The sequence below is a fragment of the Mammaliicoccus sciuri genome (genome assembly GCF_025561425.1).
GTDB classification, from domain to species: Bacteria; Bacillota; Bacilli; order Staphylococcales; family Staphylococcaceae; genus Mammaliicoccus; species Mammaliicoccus sciuri_A.
In genome coordinates this window covers 1,083,256-1,105,007 of the sequence record NZ_CP094824.1, presented here as the reverse complement: position 1 = coordinate 1,105,007, position 21,752 = coordinate 1,083,256, and the positions used below count along the sequence as shown (strand labels likewise).

The window sequence follows — 21,752 nt, the reverse complement described above, 5'->3', positions numbered from 1 at the left end:
GCGTATTTGGGTATAGATAACGATAAGGAGGAATTTTATATGGCAAAAATTAAAGCAAACAAAGCACTCGTACAAATGTTAAAGAATTGGCAAATTGACCACGTATATGGCATACCTGGTGATTCAATAGATAAAGTCGTAGATGCACTTAAAACAGAAGAAGATAACATTAAATTCTATGATGTAAGACATGAAGAAGTTGCAACTTTAGCTGCTAGTAGTTATGCCAAATTAACAGGCAAGATAGCAGTGGCATTAAGTATTGGTGGTCCGGGCGCAATACATATGTTAAATGGTATGTATGACGCTAAAATGGATAATGTCCCTATGCTCGTTTTAGCAGGTCAAACAGATTCGAAATTATTGGGTACGAAATTCTTCCAAGAAGTTAATTTAACAGCCCTTTTCGAAGATGTAGCCGTTTATAATAAACAATTAGAATCAGCTGAAAATGTACATGAAATTGTAGATGAAGCTATCAAAACTGCATATGCTAAAAAAGGTGTTGCAGTATTAACGATTCCAAGTGATGTTCTAGGTGAGAAAATTGAAGACAATGTCCCAAGAGAAACTTATAAATTTGAAAATGCAGTAACTTACGCTAAAGATGAAGATGTTAAAAAAGCTGCAGAACTTATAAATAAAAGTGAAAAACCGGTCGTCCTTACTGGTGTTGGTGCTAAAGATGCCAAAGACGAATTACTTAATTTCTTAGATCATATCGATGCACCTGGTTTAATTACATTACCTGCAAAAGGTATCATACCGGATAAACATCCTAATTTCATGGGTAACTTAGGTAAAATTGGTACTAAACCAGCATTTGAAGCGTCTAAAGATGCTGATTTATTAATTTTAGTTGGTACGAATTATCCATATGTAGATTATTTACCTGATAAAGATATACCATGTATACAAATTGATATTAATCAAACAAATATTGGCAAACGTTTTAATGTCGATGTCGGCTTAATAGGCGATACAAAAAATGTATTAGCTGCTTTAACAGAAGCATCTGAAAAAGTAACTGGTCGTAAATTCTTAAAAGCATGTCAAGAAAATATGAAAGCATGGAACAGATGGTTAGAAGAAGATAGAAATAATGACAGCAAACCAATCAGACCAGAATTATTAATGTCTGAAATCGAAAAAATTTCAACAGATGACACAGTATTTTCAGTTGATGTCGGTACTTCAACAGTATGGAGTACACGATATTTACAACTCGGTCATAATCACAAATTTATCACGTCATCTTGGTTAGGTACGATGGGCTGTGCATTACCAGGAGCGATTGCAAGTAAAGTCGCAAATCCAGATAAACAAGCGATTGCTATCACTGGTGACGGTGGATTTGCAATGGTTATGCAAGACTTCGTTACAGCGGTACAATATAAACTACCTATTATCGTCGTCGTACTGAATAACCAAGAATTAGCATTCATAAAATACGAACAACAAGCAGCTGGTGAGTTAGAATACGCTATTGATTTAGGCGATATCGACTTCGCTAAATTTGCAGATAGCTGTGGCGGTATAGGCTATAATGTCGTAGATGTAGAAGATATCGCCCCTACCCTTGAAAAAGCTAAAAATGCAAATAAACCTGTAGTTGTAAACGTAAAAGTAGATCCAGATGCTGCCCCATTACCAGGTAAAATAATATGGGACGAAGCAAAAGGATATGCAAAATTCGAAATTAGAACAGCATTAGAAGAAAACAGACTTGAAAAAATGCCACCACTCAAAACACTAATAAGAAGATTCTTCTAATCAAAATAAAGAAGCAGTGAAGTTTATGCCGAACTTCACTGCTTTTTGTATTAGGTTAAATTTAAGTATTTTCAATAAAATTTTTAAAATAGCGCGCTGAGATGTGGAATTGTATAGATTGTGATGGAAGTTGTTAGGGGGTGTTACGGACATTTCTCGGAATTCTGTCCCTAACGACCTTACATTAAACTTCATATCATTAGCTTAAATAGTATTTTTTATTTCTAGCACCTTTACTTAAGAAACATTTATCACAAATTCGTCTAATTGTTTTACTATTCCCTCCTAACCACCATACTGCTTCGGTGATAGTGAATGGCTCTTGTTTTAAATAATACAGTTCTTGCAAATTATATTCATAAAGATACTTTTTATCCATGACAGACTCACAATATTGGCATGTACATTTCTGTTTGTCTTGATCAATTTTCACTGTGAACATGCGATGACATCTAGGGCATTTGATACCTGGTTTGATTTGTTCAAACGGTATTGTCACACCTTTATTGTATTGTGAATCAAATGAATTTCTTACAGTTAATAGTTTCTGTTTAATTCTTATATTTTCTGATTGATTTTGATTTTTAAAAAGTTGTGTAATGGAGCCTAATTCTGAGGGTAAGATAACTTGATCTTTTAAGAGGTTTCTATTTTTAAAGTTAAAGTAAGGATTGGTAAAGACTAATTTAGAAATAACAGGTTTACCAATTTCTATATAGCGACATAGTTTACTAAATTCATTTCTAGCTCGTTCCATTTGTATGAACGGTGAGGTAAATGAACTTCCAAAATTATTTTTTAACAACGTGTCTTCTAAATAATAAATGCCTTTATAATTCTTTATCTCGAATAAATATATTGCTTGATCATCGATGACGATTGTATCTATTTGAACTTGACTATTGTATGTAAATTGAAAGTCATTCAAATATATTATATCCGTATCACAATCTAAAATAGCATTAAAATAATTTTCGCCATCGTTTCCACTTGATTTATTTTGGATTGATTTCAAAACATTTTCGGTTAATTCAGCGCGCCCTATTAATGACTGAAAATACTTTGTATCATGCTTACTTTCCATAAACCACGCTCCTTATATATTATAAAAAAATTATATAATAGCCTACGCAAAAAAACCACTCACTATAAAAGTGAGTGGCTCATCAAAGCATCTATTGAAGCAATGCAAGTGATTCACGGTTAAAGTCTTCTAAGTCGTCTGGAGTTCGACTTGTGACGATGCCATTGTCAACGACTACAGATTCGTCAACGACTTTTGCACCTGCATTTTGTAAGTCTTTTCTAACTGACAAGAAACTAGTAACAGTTCTGCCATTTAATAAATCTGTATCAATTAATAATTGAGGTCCGTGGCAAATTGCAAATGAAGGTTTTTCATTTTGTACGAAATGTTTAACAAATTCGCCAAAACGTCCTTGTTCATCTCCACGTAATAAATCTGGTGAAAATCCGCCAGGAATTAAGACTGCATCATAATCTGCAGCATTTGCTTCATCAATACCAACTTCTACTGTAACTTTTTCGCCTTTTTTACCAGTGATTTCTTTACCTTTTTCTTCACCAATAATCACAACTTCATGTCCAGCGTCAGTTAATGCTTTTTGTGGACTTGTTAATTCAACGTCCTCGAATAAATCTGTTACAACTGCTGCTACTTTTTTACTCATAATATCAATCTCTTCCTTTCATAGTATATCTAATATCTATATACCACTTTTGAAAGGTTTTAAACTTATTTTGCAACTAATTTTGCTACGACTTCTACTTGTGCTGTTTGTGGAAACATATCAATAGGTTGCATGCTTACGACTTTGTATTTTTTAGATAAGTGTGCTAAATCTTTCGCTAAAGTTGATGGATTACAACTTGTGTACACAAATGTTTTTGGATGAACGGATTTAATAAGTTCAACAGCTTTAATACCTAATCCAGTTCTTGGCGGATCAACTGTTATCACGTCTGGTTTAAAGCCTTCTTTAATCCATTTATCCATAACTTTATATGCATCACCAACTTCATAGTGTACATTATGACGATTATTGAGTTCAGCATTTCTCTTAGCGTCATCAATACCTTCTTTAATGATATCCATACCTCTTACTTCTTTCGCATTTTTAGAAAGCCAAATACCTATTGTACCTGTTCCGCAAAATGCATCTACAACTGATTCATTACCTGTTAAATTCGCTTGAGCTTCAATTTCACCGTACATTTTTGTAGCTTGTTCCGGGTTTAATTGGAAAAATGAATCTGGCGATAAATCATAATAGTATTGACCAAGCGTTTCTGTAATTTGTTTTTTACCACTTACATGAATTGTTTGGCTGCCTAGTACTCGTGATGTCTTCTCTTTATTAATATTGATGGATAAACTTTCCACGAAAGACAAATTCATGATTTGATCAATAAGAGACTGATTATACTTCAATTGATCGTCCGTACAAACTAATGTAACTTGTATCTGTTGACTATGCTTTGCTACTCTCGTAACAATATATCTTAGCCCTTGTTCTTTATTTGGATTTCTAGATACTTTAACTTGTAAATTCATCAAAATATTTCTCAGCTCATTCGTAACTTGAATCGTACGTTTGTCTTGAACTGGACATTTTTTAATATCAATTAATTGATGACTGTCTTTTTCATAAAGGCCTGCAATGAGTTGATTTCCTTTCTTCTGAACAGGAAATTGATTTTTATTACGGTATCCCCAAGGGTTATCCATACCGATTGTAGGTTTTACAATTTTTGTTGGGATATTTTTCGCATATTTAGTTAACGCATCTTTTACAATTTGTGATTTAAATACAAGTTGCGCATCATAATTTAAATGTTGCAGTTGGCATCCACCACAAATATCATAAACTTTACATTTAGGTTTAACCCTTTCTTTACTACGTTCACGTATTTTGACTACTTTCGCTTCGATAAAGTTTGGTTTCGCTTTTACGACTTGGACAAGTCCAACTTCTCCCGGCAATAAACCTTCTACAAATGTTATCTTCTTTTTATAATAACCAATACCTTCACCATTAATACCTAATCGTTTGATTGTTAAAGGAAACTTCTGTCCTACTTTTACTGAAACATTCATCTATGCTCACCATTAATCATGCATAGCTTGAACTTTTTTCTCAAGTTCATCAAGCAAAGCAATCCATTCATCTACATCAGATACTTCCATATCTTCAGGATTCATTGCTTCCATTTCATCTAAAAAGTCTGATAACCTTTGTTTGATTTCATTAAGTGATGTTTTTTTACTCATTTTAATACTCCTTTATTTTTAATAATATTATTATGAATGATAACAAGTATAAAAACAATCATAAATCAGTATTGGAAAATTTGATAACAAGTGTTACGCTCATAGATAGGAAAAAATTCAGAAAGAAGGATATATCATGATATACGACTTGAAAAGTCCTATTTCAATAAAAAACGACCCGTGGGAAGCCTATAACGACATAGATGAACATGGTTCATTACAACTGAGTAATATAGAATTTACAACGACTACACTCTGTAATATGCGTTGTGCTCATTGTGCAGTAGGTTATACGTTACAATTACGAGACCCTGACACGTTACCGATGGATTTAATTTTAAAGAGACTTGATGAAGTTCCTCACTTAAAAACAATCTCAATTACTGGCGGAGAACCAATGTTCAGTAAAAAATCAATTCGAGAAACTGTCGTTCCTTTATTAAAATATGCGCACAAAAGAGGCATTTATACGCAAATGAATTCTAATTTAACTCTACCACTTGATCGTTATTTGGAAATTGCTGAGTATATTGATGTTATGCACATTTCACACAACTGGGGAACAATCGATGAGTTCAGTGAAGTTGGTTTCCATGTAATGGACAAGAAACCACCTTTAAAAGCAAGATATCGACTATATGAACAAATGATTCAAAACTCTGCCACACTATCAGAACAAGGCATGTTTGTATCTGCTGAAACGATGTTAAATAAAAGTACTAAACCTTATTTACAAAAAATCCATAATGAAATTGTTCATGATATGAAATGTAGTCGTCATGAAATACATCCTATGTACCCTTCTGACTTTGCGAGTCAGTTAAATATTATGAGTTTAGATGAAATGAAAGATACTATTCATGAAATTTTAGACTTTAGAGATGAAGATACATGGATGTTATTTGGTACGTTACCTTTTTACCCTTGTTTCATGAATGAATCAGACCAGAACTTATTATCTAGATTAAAATCATCTAAAAATGTAAGTTTAAGAAATGATCCAGATGGAAGAAGCAGATTAAACGTAAATGTATTTTCTGGAGATGTAATCGTTACAGACTTCGGCGATGAAACGGGATCTATCGCAAATATTAAACAAGATAAACTTGAAGATGTTTATCAAACATGGATGAATTCATCTTTAGCAAAATCACTTAACTGTCACTGCCCTAAAGTGAGATGTTTAGGTCCAAATTTACTCGTAAAAGATATGTATTATAAAGATGTTGACTTTAAAGCAAACGAATTAAGAATGAATCAATAATATAAAGGGCTAGTATAACGATTGTTGTCCTAGCCCTTTTTTTAATTAGATATACAGTTTTGTAGACATGAAGTCTAATGTTTTCTTGCTTTCTTTTCTTCTTTCTTGGCGTAATTTCACTCTATCTTGTGCACTTTCATAGAACCATTTTTCATCATCTGTTTCAGGATAAATTGCTGGAACTTCTGCTTTATTCCCTTCTTTATCTAAAGCAACAAATGTTAAAAAGCTATACGCTGCTAAATGTTTCTTTTGATTAATATTGTCTTCACTAATGACTTTTACACAAATCTCCATAGATGATTTACCTGCATAAGTGACAAATGATACTAACGATATCACTTCACCCGTTCCGATTGGTTGTAAGAAGTCTACTGAATCCGTAGATGCTGTTACAACTGAATTCCCACTATGTCTCATCGCTGCGATTGCTGCGATTTCATCAATTTCCGCCATTAATTTACCACCGAACATCGTATTGTGGTGATTTGTGTCCTCTGGAAATATTTGAATGGATTTGACACTTCTTGATTCTTTCATTGGTTTCTTCGTTTTCATATTATAACCCCGTTCGATTTTGCTTATTTTTATTGAAAAAAATAGCCAGGTTTCCCTGGCTATTCATTCTTATTAATGATAATGTTCCTCATCATCAAAGACTTTCTTCTCTAGTGCTTCTTCAGCAGTATCAATTCGTACAGACTCTCTACTATCGAATGTTTGAATAAGATACATCATTAATGCTCCGCCAAATGTAAAAATTGCGAACACAAATGCGATCATTACACTCCATTCCATTGGTGTACTCATGATATCCCCTCCTTTGAATGGCTATAAAGACTTTATTTATCTTTATTATACATGATGTATTCTTAAATGGCTATCTTTTAAAATGCCCAATTACCATCTCTAAATACTGGTTCTTTTTCACCATTTTCTAAAATGCCATCAATTGCTAAATCTTTGCTACCAATCATAAAGTCAACATGTGTTGTTGAATCATTTAAACCATTTTCAGCTAATTGTTCAGCTGACATATCTTTACCACCTTCAATACAAAATGCATATGCTGAACCTAATGCAATATGACAAGAAGCATTTTCATCAAATAGTGTATTATAGAATAACGTGTTCATGTTAGAAATTGGTGAATCAACAGGTACTAATGCTACCTCACCAAGTCGTTTTGAACCTTCATCTGTTTCTAGAATCGATTTCAAAATTTCTTCACCAACACCGGCTTTATAGTCTACTACTTCACCATCTTTAAATGTTAAAGTAAAGTCATCAATAATATTACCAGAATAACTTAAAGGTAATGTATTACTTACTGTTCCATTAACACCATTTTTATGTGGTGCAGTAAATACTTCTTCAGTAGGCATATTCGCTACAAAGCTGTTGCCTTTTGAGTTTACAGAACTAGCACCAGACCAATATTGACCGTTTGGTAATTCAATTGTTAAGTCAGTACCTTCTGATTTGTAATGCAATGCTTTATATTTTTTGTTATTTAAATAATCCGCTTTTTCATGTAATAAGTGATCATGTTCTTCCCAAGCTTTCACTGGGTCTTCTTGATCAACTCGTACTGTTTTTAAAATTGTTTCAAGTAATTTATTGACCGCTTCATCATCACTTAATTCAGGGAACATCATTTTAGCCCAACCTACTGATGGATATGAAGCTACACACCAGCTCATGCGATCACTTTGAACAGCAACCATATAGTCTTTAAATGCTTTCCCGTTTGCTGCCATAGCTTTGCGAATTTTATTAGGATCTGCATCTTTCAAACTATCTGGACTAGATGAAACAATTGATAAGAACGCTGCTTTTCTATCTAAATAATCCATTTTTTCATCAATATCATATTGTTTAACATTCTCAAAAAATGCTTCAGGTTCATATTGATATTTAAGCTGTGCAATTCTATCATCTTTGTAACTAACTTTTACGTCTTCTGCCCCTATTTTGTATGCTTCCTCAACAACTAAATGTACAAATTCACTTGCATCAATTGAAGCTTGAATATATACAGGTTCTTTTTCCTGAACATTCAAACCAACTTTAACTAATAACTCTGCATATTTTTGAAGCTGTTTTTCATAACCCATTTGTTTAACCACCTTTGTTTATTTTCTAAGGTCACCTAAAGCTTGTGTAATAGCTGTCATTTCACTAGCTGAAATGTTTTTTCTAGACATGACCATAGTATGTATTTCTTTCAATTCTTCTTTCTTTTCTTCAGGTATTGCATCTTTATTCAATACACTTGTATTTACTAATCGAAGCTTGCCTTTTAAATCATCTACCATTTGTTCTATTGATTCAGTCATATTTTTTATCATCCTTTCAAAATTTAGTTTAGCAAAAAGTAATTATAATTAAAACTATCAAACTTATATATTCACTTTACAATTTATATAAATATTTTATACAATAAACATGAATTATAAGGTGAGGAGTGATTCTAGTGGCTGTTCAAGATATACTTTCATGGACGCTTTTCGAACAAGTTGCAGTTCCAGATAATATTTCGCAATATCTCGTTGATGGCGAAGAAGCATATAGTGCTTTTAAGACGTTCAGAGATACTGCCGTATTTACAAACAAACGAATTATCATTCGAGATATGCAAGGTATCACCGGTAAGAAAATAGAAACTTACTCTATACCTTATAACATTATACTGATATGGTCTACTGAGAATGCTGGTAAACTACTTGATTTAAACGGTGAAATCACATTATGGACGAGAGCTGGACATTTTAAAATTAAAATAGGCAGAAATTTAGATATTATGCCTTTTGAAAAGCTATTGTCTAATGCACTATTATAAACTACAATTGTGTTTATATCTCTAAATTTATGGGAATAAACAACATTAGTGATATTTATAACATTTATTAACGCCTATATTCTCTAATTTGAGATCCATATGTGATATGATATGTAGGTCAATGTTAATTTAAAGTTATATTCTTGAAAGGGGAAAAACATTATGCAAAACAAATTAGTTCCTGCTATTTTAATAGGTGGTACAATTGGCGCAATTATTGCATTAGCTGATAAAAACACTCGCCAATCGTTATCAAACCAAGTGCAAAACATTAAAGAAGGCAACACTTCAAGAGAACCTTCTAAATTAGATCAAATTAAAGATGAAGTTCTATACTGGAAAGATGTAATCGAAGAAATTCGTCGTAAAAATCCAGAATTAGAACAATCAATTATGGATGCTAAAGATACATTCATTGAGAAAAAGAATCAAAGACAAATCTCAGGTTCAAACCATTCATAATTTATATTAAAGACTAGGCTTATTCATCTAACCTAGTCTTTTTTAACATCATATTAAATTAGGAGAATTTATATGGGAAATGATAAATCGAGCTCAAAATTTTTAGAACAAGCTAAAAACTTTAAAGACGAACAAAAAAAGTCTATTAAGAAAGAATATTATATTCCACCACAAAAATTTGAATCTAAGACACCAAAGAAAGATAACCAAATATTTTATGTTTCAAAGATTAATAAGCCAGCTAAATTTACGAAAGACGGTAATATTTTATCAACTTTAATTTACAGAATCGGTAAGGATAATGCTACAGGACTTGCAGCACAGCTTTCATATTACTTCTTACTTGCGTTATTCCCTACTCTAATATTTGTGTTAACGTTGATACCGCTATTCCAAGTCAATCCTGATACAATTACAAATATGATATCAGAGAATGCACCTGGTGATACGGCAAACTTAATTACTGGCATAATTGATGACGTTATGAATAATGCTAGTGGTGGCTTATTCTCATTCGGTTTAATCGCAGCATTATGGTCTGCATCAAATGGTATGACTGCTTTAATGAACGCATTTAATGTCGCTTATGATGTTGAAGATGGAAGAAATGCTATCATTCTTAAAATCATGAGTGTCTTCTTCACAGTTATTATGGTTGTTGTATTCGGTATTGCAATAGCACTACCTATATTTGGTCAACAAATCGGCAATTTATTATTTGGTCCTTTAGGATTAGAATCTGAATTACGTTGGATATTTAGTTTAATTAAAGTCGTACTACCATTAATTGTGACATTTATCGTATTTATCACACTTTATACACTTGCACCAAACATCAAAATTAAATTATTATCAGTTGTTCCTGGTGCAACTTTTACAACAATTGCATGGTTAGGTTCAAGTGCATTATTTGGTGTATATGTTAATAATTTCGCTAACTACTCTAAAACATATGGTAGTATCGGAGGTATTATCGTACTCATGATTTGGTTATTCTTAACAGGATTAATTATTATCATCGGTGCAGAAATAAACGCAGTACTACATCAGAAGAAAATGCTTAAAAATGGATCACTAGAAGAACAAGCATTTAATAACTTAACAGAAAACGGTGATATGACTAATGCCTCTATTGAATGATATTTTAGAATATAATGCAGCTTTTATAGAAAATAAGGAATATGAAAATCTTATAACAACAAAGACACCTAACGCTAAAGCAGTATTGCTCACGTGTATGGATACACGATTAACAGAACTTTCTACGCGTGCATTAGGCTTTAAAAATGGCGATATCAAAGTTGTTAAAAATGCTGGCGCAACAATTTCTCATCCATATGGTTCTACAATGCGAAGTTTATTAGTAGCGATTTATGCACTTGGTGCTGAAGAAATCATTATCATGGGTCATAAAGACTGTGGAATGGGGAATTTAGATGTTGATTCAGTAATAGATACTATGAAAAGTCGTGGTATCACAGATGATACACTTAACACAATCGAACATTCAGGTATTAATATTCATCAATTCTTAAGAGGATTTGATGATGTAACTGAAAATGTTCAAACAAATATACAAAAAGTATATAACCATCCATTATTTGATCAATCTGTTCCGATACATGGACTCGTTATTGATCCACATAATGGTGATTTAGAAGTTATACAAAATGGATATGAATTTACTAAATAAAAGAAGTTGAGCTCCTTTCTGGAAGCTCAACTTCTTTTATTATGATATTAAATTATGTTGAAAGGCGTATATAACAGCCTGTGTTCTATCTTGTACTTCTAATTTACTTAATATATTACTAACGTGCGTTTTAACTGTCTTAATCGTAATATGTGAAGCACTTGCTATTTCTTGGTTTGAATAACCTTTAGCGATTAATAATAATATTTCCATTTCACGTTCAGTCAACATTTCGAATAATTCAGCTTTCTGGTTCATTCTATTTCTCATTTTTACAAGTACTTCTGGTTCAAAAATAGACTCTTTGTTGTACGTCTTACGTATCGCATTTGCGATATCATCTGCAGAAGTCGTCTTTAATATATAACTATCAACACCTGCATCTAAGGCTTGGTAGACTTCATTATCTTCAATGAAACTTGTTAACATGACGATTTTAACACTTGGTTGATGCTTTTTTATATGTTGTGTTGCTTCTATACCATTCATATCATCCATCACTAAATCCATTAAAATGACATCGGGTTCTAATTCTTCAGCTTTTTCAATACCTTCTCTTCCTGATGCTGCTTCTCCTATGACGGAAATATCTTCTTGTGTAGATAAATAACTAGAAATTCCGATTCGAACCATTTCATGATCATCTACAAATAATACTCTAATTGTCATATTGTTCCTCCTTATTATTTGGTACCTTAACTTCAATACGCGTTCCCGATTCAGGCATTGAAATAATATTGAGAGTGGCTCCAATTTCTAATGCTCGTTCGTTCATAGTATTTAGCCCATAACTCTGTGGATCTCTTTTAGATGTGTCAAAACCTACACCGTCATCTTGTATACGTAATATAACATAATCATTCGTATCTATTAACTCTATTGAAACTTTTGTACCTTTAGAATGACGTAACGTATTAGATATGGCTTCTTGAGTTATACGGAATAGATGGTCTTCCGTACCTTTGGCTATTTCTATATCTTCTATATCATAAACAACTTTCATTGGTATTTTTTGTTTCAAGTCGACTACTAAATCTTTAATACCTTCACCAAGAGATTTATTTTTTAATCCTAAAGGTCTTAAATGTAATAATAAAGCACGCATTTCTAATTGCGAATCTTGTATCATTTTTTCTAATAAGTCTACTTGTTTAGCTAATGGCTCTTTTAATTCTGATGATTTAATTGCAGATAACATCATACTTGCCGCAAATAATTGCTGACTTACTGAGTCATGTAATTCTCTTGCTAATCTTTGTCGCTCATCTTCTATGATTTTTTTAACGACGGGATCTTGCATTTGATACGATTCATTAATAATTTGTTGAGACTTTAATCTCAACGTGTATAGTTCTTCGTGCAAAGGAATTAATGTTTGATAAATTTCTAATGTTTCTTTGTGCAAATCAATTTCATGGTGATTCACACCTAACATTTCTCCTTGAAAAGATCTTTCGATTTGTTCTTTAATCCAATGATGCTGTTGATTAATTTTGTAAGCTACTGCTGTCCCTATTATGATACATAGTAAAATCACTACAATATTGATAAACAGAAATGCTGGTACACCTAATATTTGAGTGTAAAATAAACCTTGAAAATATATAATATTAATAAAAATTCGGTCTAAGAAAAATAAAATGCCGACAATTGTATAAACAAGAATAAGCATTGACCCTATAATTCTCGTGTAGTTATTCATCGATAAATCACCTCAACATCTCCCATAAATGTTGAGAAGAATATATTAACTTTAAAAGAATTTTTATGACTATTTTCCTCATAATGTACTGTTTCATTTTTCACTCTGTACACTTGATCATTCATATATAATCTGCCATATAAAGCAGTTATATGTACATGTACATGGTAATTATATGGCACTATAACTTGTGTCTTTCCAATATATTGTCTCACGACAATAACATTATGCTCAGATAAATTAGCAGCTAAAGATAAATCTAATTCAATATCTCCAATTGCTTGTTGAATTTGTATATCTTCCCATTTATAAATATAGTGTGGTGCCTTTTGTGGGGAGAACCATCGCTGTTTTATAAATGATTCGTTAATATTTTCATTTGATGTTTGATCGACATGTTCTACTCTTAATGGTTTCTTACGATATAGAAGATATCTAATAACTAAAAATACTAAGAATAAAAATAAAATGGCAAGCATGTATGGATTAGAAAGTAATGCATAAATCATTAAAATGGCGCCTATCCAAAATATAATTAATCCCCGTAATTTATGAAAATATAAATATCCTATATATATAAATATCGTACCCATTACAACAACGAGTAATAAGCCTATTTTCTCAAAGAAAATATAGTAAATGTTTGATAACAAAATCAATACAGATAATACGATCAACAATTCAGTTGATATAAATTTATTCTTCAACATACCACTCCTTTTTTAGAGAAGTGAATTCATCTGAGTAAGCATCGTACGCTCAGCTATAGTATCAGCAATTTTATCTAAAGTACTTTTCATAGCTTCGTCAATTTTCGCTAATTCACTTTCTAACATATTAATTTCCTTTTGTAACCATTGTAAATCATGATCTTCTAATTTCTTAGCACATTTAATTTTAAAATCTTCTATCTTGTCCATATACTTATTGTCTAATTCTAAAGTATATTTATCAATTAATTTACTTAATTGACAACGTTTTTCTTCGAGATACGTGATGTACTGTTTCATAGCTTTAATTTTAACATCTAAGCGTTTAGCACATGTATCTAAACTTTCATAATACGAAACAAGAATTAATTGCTTTAATTGATCTGAAACAACATTAAACATAGAATCACCTACTTCTGTCATATTAGACTCTATTATAAAATGTTATTTCAAATCTAAAAATGGACCTAGGATTGAATTTTCAATAGGACCTTAGTCTTAGAAAAATAAAAAGGAGTAGTATAGAATCTTGTATGTTTAATCAATTCTATCCACTCCTCTTATATTTTTAGTCTTCTAATTTAGTTAATAATAATGGTCCTTCTTTAGTTACAACAATTGTGTGCTCAATTTGAGCGACGAAACTTTTATCTTTCGTTTCAAATGCCCAATCATTTTTACCGTCGCTAACGATTGTTGCGTTTGATGAGATAAATGGTTCTACTGCAAGTACCATACCTTCTTTAAGCAATTGTTTTTCTAATGGATCATAATAGTTCATAACATGTTGTGGTGAATCATGTAATGAACGTCCAACACCATGTCCAGTTAAGTTTTTAATAACTTTTAAGCCATTTTTACGTGCAGTAGCATTTACTGCTCTACCAATTTGAGATAATTTAGCACCTGGCTTAACTTTCTTCATTGCTTCTTCAAAAGCCATAGCTGCTACATCTACTACTAATTGTTTTTTCGGATCATCTGCATTACCAACAACAAATGAAATACCTGTATCTGCATAATAGCCATTTTTACGAGCAGAAACGTCTATGTTTACAAGATCGCCTTCGTTAATCACACGTTTACCAGGTATACCGTGTGCAACCTCTTCATTTACACTTATACATGTGTAACCAGGAAAATCATACTCTGCAATAGGTGCTGATTCTGCTTCTAACTCTTCAAATCTTTCCTTTGCGATGTTATCTAATTCTTTAGTTGTAATTCCGGGTTTAGTTGCTTCTTTTAACTCATCACGAATTATTGCACAAATTTTACCTATTTCTTTTAGGCCTTCAAGTTCTTCATTGTTTTGAATTATCATTTAAATCCCGTTCTTTCTTTTAAATTTTTTTGTCGTTTATCATTATATCAGAAAATGCATGTTATACTATAAAAAAATGATTTCGGAGTTTTGAATATGAAAGAAAATTGGTTATCTCGAATTATCGGTGCAAGAATTATTAAAACTGGATTAGCAACATTTTTAACAGGTTTAATATGTATGTCTTTAAATTTAAATCCTATATTTGCGGTTATCACATCTATTGTGACAATTGAACCTACAGCTAAAGCATCCTTAAAGAAAGCATTTGTGAGGTTCCCTGCTTCTATACTCGGTGCATTTATAGCCGTTATTAGTACATACTTTTTTGGGGAATCACCTTTAAGTTATTCATTAGCAGCAACCGTAACAATTTTAGTATGTTATAAGCTTAAATTATTTGATGGTATGTTGGTAGCTGCCATTACAGCTGTCGCAATGGTTCCTGTTATCCATGAAGCATTTGTATATAATTTCGTGTCACGTCTAGCGACGACTACAATTGGTCTTGCAACAGCAGGCATCGTCAACTTCATTATTTTGCCACCTAAATATATAAATCAAATAGAAGACATCAATCATAAGATGGATCAAAGTATATTGGAAATATACATAGCTAGACTTAAAGAACTTTTATTAGGTGAATATGAATCTACCCTATCCATGAAAAAAGTATCAGCATTGGAACAACAAGCTACTAAAATTGAACAACTTATAAAATACCAAAAAGAAGAATACAATTACCATAGAGCAAAGAAAGAATCTAAATCTCACATTAGAAAAGTCGAAATGAAATATCACATTAACCGACTACTAAAAGCACATTTATTAAACTTAGTATATTTGCCAGAGAATACGCACATCGTCTTTACGGTGAAAGAACGCACAGCAATCTCAAATTTCATTAAATCCTATGAACATTTAATAAAAGCAAATGAATATAAAAAACAAAAAAATGCAGCATCCACATTAAAAAATAGTGTTAAAGGACTGAATGAATTTGATGAAAACCAAATAAAAAGTCACATTATTTATGAAATACTCATGATTAATAAAATTTTAAACGATAGATATTCAAGATTAACAAAATAACTAAGATAAAACATAGTAAAGCGGCTAGGACATTAAAATATGTCCCAGCCGCTTTTATTATTTTGCTTTTAACAATCGTTTTATAATAGCTTGTTTTGCCGCTTCTTCAACTGTATTGTCTAGTTGTTCTGGTTCGAATGTTATACCTTTTCGGATACATGCTTGTTTTAATAAGTAATCCGTGATTTCATGGTTTTTAGGTAATATTGGTCCATGTAAATATGTACCTAATAAATTCTTATAATGGATACCTTCTTTCTTATCTGTATCATTGTTACCATAACCATCAACGACTTTACCTAATGTAGGATATTCGTGATATGTTCTACCTCCATGATTCTCAAAACCGACGATTTGTCCAAATGTTTCTGATTCAATGACAATATCTCCTATTAGACGGTCTTTCTTAGATTCTGTATAAATATCAAGAATGTTTAAACCTTCTAATCTTGTTCCATCTGGTGTTACATATTCAGATCCTAAAAATTGATAGCCTCCACATATTGTTAAGGTTGGCATGCCGTCTTCAATTGCATCTTTGAGTTGTGTTTTAATTTTCTTTAATTGTTCTGTTGCTAAACTTTGTTCTCTATCACTTCCACCGCCAATAAAGAAAATGTCACAATCATCTAAACTTAATTGATCAGTATCTGTTATATCTATTACTTCTACTTCTATATTACGCCATTTCGCACGTTGTTTCAGTGCAATAATATTGCCAATATCGCCGTATAAATTTAATTTATCTGGCATAAAATGAAATATTTTTATTGCTGACATTATGCTTCCTCCTTGAAGGCTTTATTCAATGTTCGATGCATTGGTGATAAAGATGTATAGTTTGGAATTGCAACTGTAAATTGACTGTATGTCATTGATAGTACCGTTGCCTTTTCTATTGAATGTTCTATAATAACTTCCGCTTCAACTTCAGCATATTTCAGTCTTAATGCTAATTCTTCAGCTCTTTGTCCTGTACAGATGATGGTTTTGATATTCTGTCTAGATAATTTTTCAAAGTCTGCATCATAAATCCATGAAATATCTCTTCCATCTGCGCCGTTATCATTCAAACTGATTAAATAAACTTTTTCTCCATCAATTTGTTCACCAACAGATAAACTTGCATTCAGACCTGCAGGGTTTTTAGCTAAGTTAATAAGTGCTTCTTTTTTACTATTTCTATAGTATTGCATACGCCCATTATCAGAAGTATATGTTTCAAATCCAGCTTTAATAGATTGATCATTTAAACCTAATTCTTTTAATACTGAATAAGCTGCAATGACATTAAATACATTAAAATCACCAGCAATCTTCATATCAAAATATGCATCATTTAAGCCTACATGTATAAATGGTTCTTGTTTAAATGCAGTCACTTCATATTGTGGAGTCGCTCTATTAAATCCACATTCACACGTATAATGACCAATTTGATTGTAATGAATATGACTATAATTTAATAATCTACCACAATTAGGGCAATATTTACTTTCAACCATTGTACTTTGTTCAAAGTCGTGTATGCCTTTTTGCATACCATAATATACGATGTCATCACTTTCTATTTTCAATCGACTTACGAAAGGATCATCTGCATTCAGTAATAGTTTGATCCCTTTATCTTTGATTGAGTTGGCGATATTATCTACCATCGTATCGATTTCACCAAATCTATCCATTTGGTCTCTAAAGAAGTTTGTCACTACCATCATAGAAGGTGTCATTTCTTTTAACACTCTTGGTATAGAACCCTCGTCTATTTCTATAACAGCAATTTTAGTATTTTTATTAGATTGAACAATAAAGCTTGAAGTAATCCCTGCTGCCATATTGGCACCTTCAGTATTATGTATAATTTCAATATTGTTCTTCTTTAATGTATAACCTATTAAATTCGATGTCGTCGTTTTACCGTTCGTACCACTAATCATCACGATTTCATCTACTTCATTTGCTAACTTTCTTAAAATAAGCGGGTCTATTTTTCGAGCTATTTGTCCCGGAAGATCCGTACCTTGTTTACCTACTTTTCTACTAGCATATCGAGCTAGCTTTGCTATATTTTTCGCAACATACTTCTTCATACGTTACCTCCTTGTTATGTCACATCATTATACCACGTTCAAAAGCTTTAAAAAAAGTGTTTAACTGTATCAAATCGTTGGTTTCATTTTGTTGTTATTGTATAATAAAAATGTAAGTTAAAAATATTATAGAAGGGAAGATTTCTATGTTATCTAAAAATATTTTAGATGCTTTAAACAATCAGTTGAATCATGAATTTTACGCAGCACATGCATATATGGCAATGGCAGCTTATTGTGCAGATAAGAGTTACGATGGATTTGCAAACTTCTATATTCAACAAGCTAAAGAAGAACGTTTCCATGGTATGAAAATATATAACTATATTAACGATCGTGGTGAAAAAGCTATTTTCACAGCTTTAGATGCACCTAAGACTGAATTCAGTTCTTTATTAGAGACATTTAAAGATGGATTAGCTCAAGAACAAGATGTTACACGTCGATTCTATAATTTATCTGAAATTGCTAAAGAAGAAAAAGACTTTGCTACAATTTCATTCTTAAACTGGTTCTTAGATGAGCAAGTTGAAGAAGAGTCTATGTTTGAAACACATATTGACTACTTAGAAAGAATTCAAGAAGACAATAACGCATTATTTATCTATGAAAAAGATTTAGCTTCTCGTCACTTCGATGAAGATGCTGAATAATTTATAAATTTACAATACTTAAATGAAGACCATCTCCGTGAGCTACTCATGGTGGATGGTCTTTATTCATTGTGAACACAAACTATCATCATTTACATTATTCCAACAAATGTTTATAATAACTTTCTAAAGGAAGTGATGGCATGTCTTCATTTGTAGCACTTGATTTTGAAACAGCAAATGGAAGTCCGGAAAGTATTTGTTCTGTTGGAATGGTCAAAGTAATTGATCATCAAATTACAGAAACTTTTTATACATTAGTGAATCCCGAAGATTATTTTTCAAATATAAATATTAAAATTCATAAAATTAAACCTTCTGATGTGACAAATTCACCTACTTTCGATGTCGTGTTTCCATATATGATGGATTTCATCGGTACACTACCAGTTGTAGCACATAATGCTAAATTTGATATGACTGTATTGTTTAAATCACTCATTAAACACCAAATCGAAATTCCTGAATTAACGTATTTTTGTTCATGTATATTAGCTAGAAAAACAGTCAACAATCATAGATATGGACTTACGCCAATGATGGATTATTATAATATTGATTTTAAAGGTCACCACCATGCGTTAAATGATGCTAAAGCATGTGCGATTATTACGTATCGATTGTTAAAACATTACCCAGACTTAGATTCTGTATTGAGTATTTACGGCAAAACATTAACCGATAAAAATATGTATAAATAAAAAGCTTCCAGGATATCATGACGCATCCTAGAAGCTTTTATTTTTTATTTACTCTTTGTGTTGGAATTCTTTTTTTATGTCTCTTTTTAAACTCGCTTTATTAACAGGTCTTTCTAATTTTCTATCAACCCAGAATAATAATATTGCTATTGCAATAATACCTAGTAATTTGATAATATCGAATGAACCTGTTTCAATAGAACTTTTAATAAATAAAATGATTAATAATACTGTAATTGCAATAATTGAAAATTTAAATTTCATATCAATCTCTACTTTCTTATTATAAGTATTAATAAATACCCACTTCTCGTGTAGTCGAAACGCGCATTCAACAATATTCAGAATACTAAGGATACATGATGATATCAAGTAAATCGGTTTAAATAAAATCATATATTGTTAAATTGCGATAAGTCCTCGAAACTAAATTCCCGATTGATACACCTACTAAACGTATAGAAGTCTCGGGGTCTTTTAATGAATTATATAAATCATATGCTATATTATATATTTCAACTTCGTCATAGACTGGTGTATGACTACTTGTTTGTTTAGATAATGTTTCAAAGTTATGTGTTTTAAGTTTAACTGTTATCGTTCGCCCTGCTAGTTCATGTTTATCAGCTCTATAGGCAACTTCAGTACTCAACTTTCTAATTGTATTGAGTATAAAGTCATCATCATTTTGATCTGTTTCAAAAGTTGTTTCACGACCGATTGATTTTCTAACACGTGTTGGTTTCACTGGAGAATGATCAATACCGCGTACTTTATTATAAAAGCTTACACCACGTTTACCGAATATTTGAATCAATTCCATTTGGTCATATGCATATAAATCTTTACCACTATTAATTCCCAATGATTTCATCTTTTCTTCGGTTACTTTTCCAATACCCGCGAAATCTCCTATAGGCAACGACATCAACAAATCATGTACATTCTCATAATCTATTACCGTACGCCCACTCGGTTTATTCATACCACTAGCAAGCTTTGCTAAAAATTTATTATAAGAAACACCTGCTGAAGAAGTAAGATGCGTCTTATCATAAATATCTCGTTGAATGTATTGTGCAATCGTTGACGCAGGTAAGTCTTTTCTCACAAGTTCAGTTACGTCTAAATAAGCTTCATCTAACGATAACGGTTCTACAATATCTGTATAACTTTTAAATATTGCCATTATATCATTCGACACTTCTCGATAATAATTAATTCTTGGGCGTACATAATAACCATCCGGACAAAGTTGATGTGCTTGAGCCATGGGCATAGCTGAATGAACACCAAATTTACGAGCTTCATAACTAGCTGTCGAAACTACCCCTCTACCTGAAGCACGTCCACCTATAATCACTGGTTTTCCTTTTAATTTTGGATTATCTCTTATTTCTACTTGAGCAAAGAAAGCATCCATATCAATGTGAATGATTCGCCGTTCCATTCTATACACCTCTACAAAAAAATAGGAAGTTGGTTGCCCAAATTCCTATATATTATATCAAAAATCTTTTTAACTTGTTGATTGAACGTCTTTATTATCCGTGAATAAATTAATGCCTACTTCAGTATCTTCTACATAATTCATCTGCTTATTACTATATATCACTTGCGCCATGTAAAAATCACCGATACATGCTGCACCATGAAAAGCAAACACATAAATAATAGAAGTGACTTGAAGCCATAATAATACAATTAATAATCCTATACTAATTAAAACAAAAGGTGCTAATAATATGATATAAAATTGTTTTCTTGTAAAAATAGCATTTGGCATCGTTGCATAAAACATGCCTTTCATATATCCATATTTAACCTTTCCCTTTGGGTTAAATATTTTAAAACAAATAGCGTGTATTAACTCATGGATAAACACTAATATAATTAAACCAACTAACCCGACTATTATATTTCTTACAAAGCCTTCTTCATAAATATATATGATATTCGCAATTAACTTAAAACTAATTAATATTAATGAAAGAAATAAAACAAATTGTAAAAGTGCTAACCTTTTTAATACAGATATATTGTTAACTAAGTCAATTTTAAGCATCCAATACCCCCGTGAAACCATTTCTTAATAACCTTTACATAATGATTATAAAATATAAATTCAATTTATACTAATGATTTTATGCTCGG

General features: G+C 31.6%; 27 protein-coding genes. 9 read left to right on the top strand and 18 right to left on the bottom strand.

Annotation, left to right across the window (positions count from 1 at the left end):
• Positions 1–39: 39 nt before the first annotated feature.
• Positions 40–1,773, top strand: coding sequence for a pyruvate oxidase (locus MUA60_RS05705; RefSeq protein WP_262650205.1), 1,734 nt, complete (start codon positions 40–42; stop codon positions 1,771–1,773).
• 199 nt (positions 1,774–1,972) lie between these two features.
• On the opposite strand, the gene MUA60_RS05700 is transcribed toward MUA60_RS05705, so the two are convergent.
• From MUA60_RS05700 to MUA60_RS05685, 4 genes are all read right to left on the bottom strand, one after another.
• A complete protein-coding gene (locus MUA60_RS05700; RefSeq protein WP_262650204.1) occupies positions 1,973–2,857 on the bottom strand; it encodes a nuclease-related domain-containing protein in 885 nt (294 codons plus the stop codon).
• A 91-nt stretch (positions 2,858–2,948) separates the two neighbouring features.
• On the bottom strand, positions 2,949–3,464 hold the full coding sequence (locus MUA60_RS05695; protein ID WP_025905630.1) for a type 1 glutamine amidotransferase domain-containing protein: 516 nt from the start codon (positions 3,462–3,464) through the stop codon (positions 2,949–2,951).
• A 65-nt stretch (positions 3,465–3,529) separates the two neighbouring features.
• Positions 3,530–4,891, bottom strand: coding sequence for a 23S rRNA (uracil(1939)-C(5))-methyltransferase RlmD (gene rlmD / locus MUA60_RS05690; RefSeq protein ID WP_262650203.1), 1,362 nt, complete (start codon positions 4,889–4,891; stop codon positions 3,530–3,532).
• Between the two features lie 12 nt (positions 4,892–4,903).
• Complete coding sequence (locus tag MUA60_RS05685) at positions 4,904–5,065, bottom strand: SE1561 family protein (RefSeq protein WP_049320382.1); 162 nt, start codon at positions 5,063–5,065, stop codon at positions 4,904–4,906.
• 136 nt (positions 5,066–5,201) lie between these two features.
• On the opposite strand from MUA60_RS05685, the gene yfkAB reads away from it, so the two are divergent.
• Entirely contained in the window at positions 5,202–6,329 is a 1,128-nt protein-coding gene (yfkAB, locus tag MUA60_RS05680) for a radical SAM/CxCxxxxC motif protein YfkAB (RefSeq protein ID WP_025905632.1), read from the top strand.
• 45 nt (positions 6,330–6,374) lie between these two features.
• Here the strand turns inward: yfkAB and MUA60_RS05675 are convergent, their stop codons facing one another.
• From MUA60_RS05675 to MUA60_RS05660, 4 genes are all read right to left on the bottom strand, one after another.
• On the bottom strand, positions 6,375–6,887 hold the full coding sequence (locus tag MUA60_RS05675; RefSeq protein WP_037590456.1) for an acyl-CoA thioesterase: 513 nt from the start codon (positions 6,885–6,887) through the stop codon (positions 6,375–6,377).
• A gap of 72 nt (positions 6,888–6,959) precedes the next feature.
• Positions 6,960–7,139, bottom strand: coding sequence for a hypothetical protein (locus tag MUA60_RS05670; RefSeq protein ID WP_262650202.1), 180 nt, complete (start codon positions 7,137–7,139; stop codon positions 6,960–6,962).
• Positions 7,140–7,216: 77 nt separating this feature from the next.
• Positions 7,217–8,446 (bottom strand): aminopeptidase, encoded by a 1,230-nt coding sequence (locus tag MUA60_RS05665; protein ID WP_262650200.1) that lies wholly within the window; start codon positions 8,444–8,446, stop codon positions 7,217–7,219.
• Between the two features lie 18 nt (positions 8,447–8,464).
• Entirely contained in the window at positions 8,465–8,668 is a 204-nt protein-coding gene (locus MUA60_RS05660; RefSeq protein ID WP_025905159.1) for a DUF1128 family protein, read from the bottom strand.
• 137 nt (positions 8,669–8,805) lie between these two features.
• Between MUA60_RS05660 and MUA60_RS05655 the strand changes: the two genes are divergently transcribed.
• The 4 genes from MUA60_RS05655 to MUA60_RS05640 all read left to right on the top strand — a co-directional run bounded on the left by MUA60_RS05655 (position 8,806) and on the right by MUA60_RS05640 (position 11,326).
• Positions 8,806–9,171: a PH domain-containing protein gene (locus MUA60_RS05655; RefSeq protein WP_262650198.1), complete on the top strand. Its 366-nt coding sequence runs from the start codon at positions 8,806–8,808 to the stop codon at positions 9,169–9,171.
• Positions 9,172–9,333: 162 nt separating this feature from the next.
• Positions 9,334–9,633, top strand: a complete 300-nt coding sequence (locus tag MUA60_RS05650) for a YtxH domain-containing protein (protein ID WP_025905157.1) — start codon at positions 9,334–9,336, stop codon at positions 9,631–9,633.
• 72 nt (positions 9,634–9,705) lie between these two features.
• Positions 9,706–10,773: a YihY/virulence factor BrkB family protein gene (locus MUA60_RS05645; protein ID WP_262650196.1), complete on the top strand. Its 1,068-nt coding sequence runs from the start codon at positions 9,706–9,708 to the stop codon at positions 10,771–10,773.
• Entirely contained in the window at positions 10,757–11,326 is a 570-nt protein-coding gene (locus MUA60_RS05640) for a beta-class carbonic anhydrase (RefSeq protein WP_025905155.1), read from the top strand. The genes MUA60_RS05645 and MUA60_RS05640 overlap by 17 nt, the downstream gene beginning before the upstream one ends.
• A gap of 39 nt (positions 11,327–11,365) precedes the next feature.
• On the opposite strand, the gene MUA60_RS05635 is transcribed toward MUA60_RS05640, so the two are convergent.
• The 5 genes from MUA60_RS05635 to map form a co-directional block, all read right to left on the bottom strand.
• On the bottom strand, positions 11,366–11,995 hold the full coding sequence (locus MUA60_RS05635) for a response regulator transcription factor (RefSeq protein WP_025905154.1): 630 nt from the start codon (positions 11,993–11,995) through the stop codon (positions 11,366–11,368).
• Entirely contained in the window at positions 11,985–13,028 is a 1,044-nt protein-coding gene (locus MUA60_RS05630) for a sensor histidine kinase (RefSeq protein ID WP_262650195.1), read from the bottom strand. Before MUA60_RS05630 ends, MUA60_RS05635 begins: the two co-directional genes overlap by 11 nt.
• Positions 13,025–13,735 (bottom strand): cell wall-active antibiotics response protein LiaF, encoded by a 711-nt coding sequence (gene liaF / locus MUA60_RS05625; protein WP_262650194.1) that lies wholly within the window; start codon positions 13,733–13,735, stop codon positions 13,025–13,027. Before liaF ends, MUA60_RS05630 begins: the two co-directional genes overlap by 4 nt.
• A 15-nt stretch (positions 13,736–13,750) precedes the next feature.
• Positions 13,751–14,161 (bottom strand): hypothetical protein, encoded by a 411-nt coding sequence (locus MUA60_RS05620; RefSeq protein WP_262650192.1) that lies wholly within the window; start codon positions 14,159–14,161, stop codon positions 13,751–13,753.
• A gap of 145 nt (positions 14,162–14,306) precedes the next feature.
• Positions 14,307–15,062, bottom strand: a complete 756-nt coding sequence (map, locus tag MUA60_RS05615; RefSeq protein ID WP_025905150.1) for a type I methionyl aminopeptidase — start codon at positions 15,060–15,062, stop codon at positions 14,307–14,309.
• A 96-nt stretch (positions 15,063–15,158) separates the two neighbouring features.
• Between map and MUA60_RS05610 the strand changes: the two genes are divergently transcribed.
• On the top strand, positions 15,159–16,154 hold the full coding sequence (locus tag MUA60_RS05610) for an FUSC family protein (RefSeq protein ID WP_262650191.1): 996 nt from the start codon (positions 15,159–15,161) through the stop codon (positions 16,152–16,154).
• Positions 16,155–16,211: 57 nt separating this feature from the next.
• Here the strand turns inward: MUA60_RS05610 and gatD are convergent, their stop codons facing one another.
• Positions 16,212–16,934, bottom strand: coding sequence for a lipid II isoglutaminyl synthase subunit GatD (gene gatD, locus MUA60_RS05605; protein WP_025905148.1), 723 nt, complete (start codon positions 16,932–16,934; stop codon positions 16,212–16,214).
• Complete coding sequence (gene murT / locus MUA60_RS05600) at positions 16,934–18,244, bottom strand: lipid II isoglutaminyl synthase subunit MurT (RefSeq protein ID WP_262650189.1); 1,311 nt, start codon at positions 18,242–18,244, stop codon at positions 16,934–16,936. Before murT ends, gatD begins: the two co-directional genes overlap by 1 nt.
• A 146-nt stretch (positions 18,245–18,390) precedes the next feature.
• Here murT and MUA60_RS05595 point away from each other — a divergent pair, with 146 nt between their 5' ends.
• Both MUA60_RS05595 and MUA60_RS05590 read left to right on the top strand, forming a co-directional pair.
• On the top strand, positions 18,391–18,897 hold the full coding sequence (locus tag MUA60_RS05595) for a ferritin (protein ID WP_262650187.1): 507 nt from the start codon (positions 18,391–18,393) through the stop codon (positions 18,895–18,897).
• A gap of 143 nt (positions 18,898–19,040) precedes the next feature.
• Entirely contained in the window at positions 19,041–19,598 is a 558-nt protein-coding gene (locus tag MUA60_RS05590) for a 3'-5' exonuclease (RefSeq protein ID WP_262650186.1), read from the top strand.
• Between the two features lie 48 nt (positions 19,599–19,646).
• On the opposite strand, the gene MUA60_RS05585 is transcribed toward MUA60_RS05590, so the two are convergent.
• The 3 genes from MUA60_RS05585 to MUA60_RS05575 form a co-directional block, all read right to left on the bottom strand.
• The gene (locus MUA60_RS05585; RefSeq protein ID WP_048540669.1) at positions 19,647–19,862 is read right to left on the bottom strand and encodes a hypothetical protein; all 216 of its coding nucleotides are present in this window, start codon (positions 19,860–19,862) and stop codon (positions 19,647–19,649) included.
• Between the two features lie 118 nt (positions 19,863–19,980).
• Positions 19,981–21,048, bottom strand: coding sequence for a DNA polymerase IV (dinB, locus tag MUA60_RS05580; protein WP_262650184.1), 1,068 nt, complete (start codon positions 21,046–21,048; stop codon positions 19,981–19,983).
• A 69-nt stretch (positions 21,049–21,117) separates the two neighbouring features.
• Positions 21,118–21,663 (bottom strand): DUF3267 domain-containing protein, encoded by a 546-nt coding sequence (locus tag MUA60_RS05575; RefSeq protein ID WP_262642941.1) that lies wholly within the window; start codon positions 21,661–21,663, stop codon positions 21,118–21,120.
• Positions 21,664–21,752 lie beyond the last annotated feature (89 nt).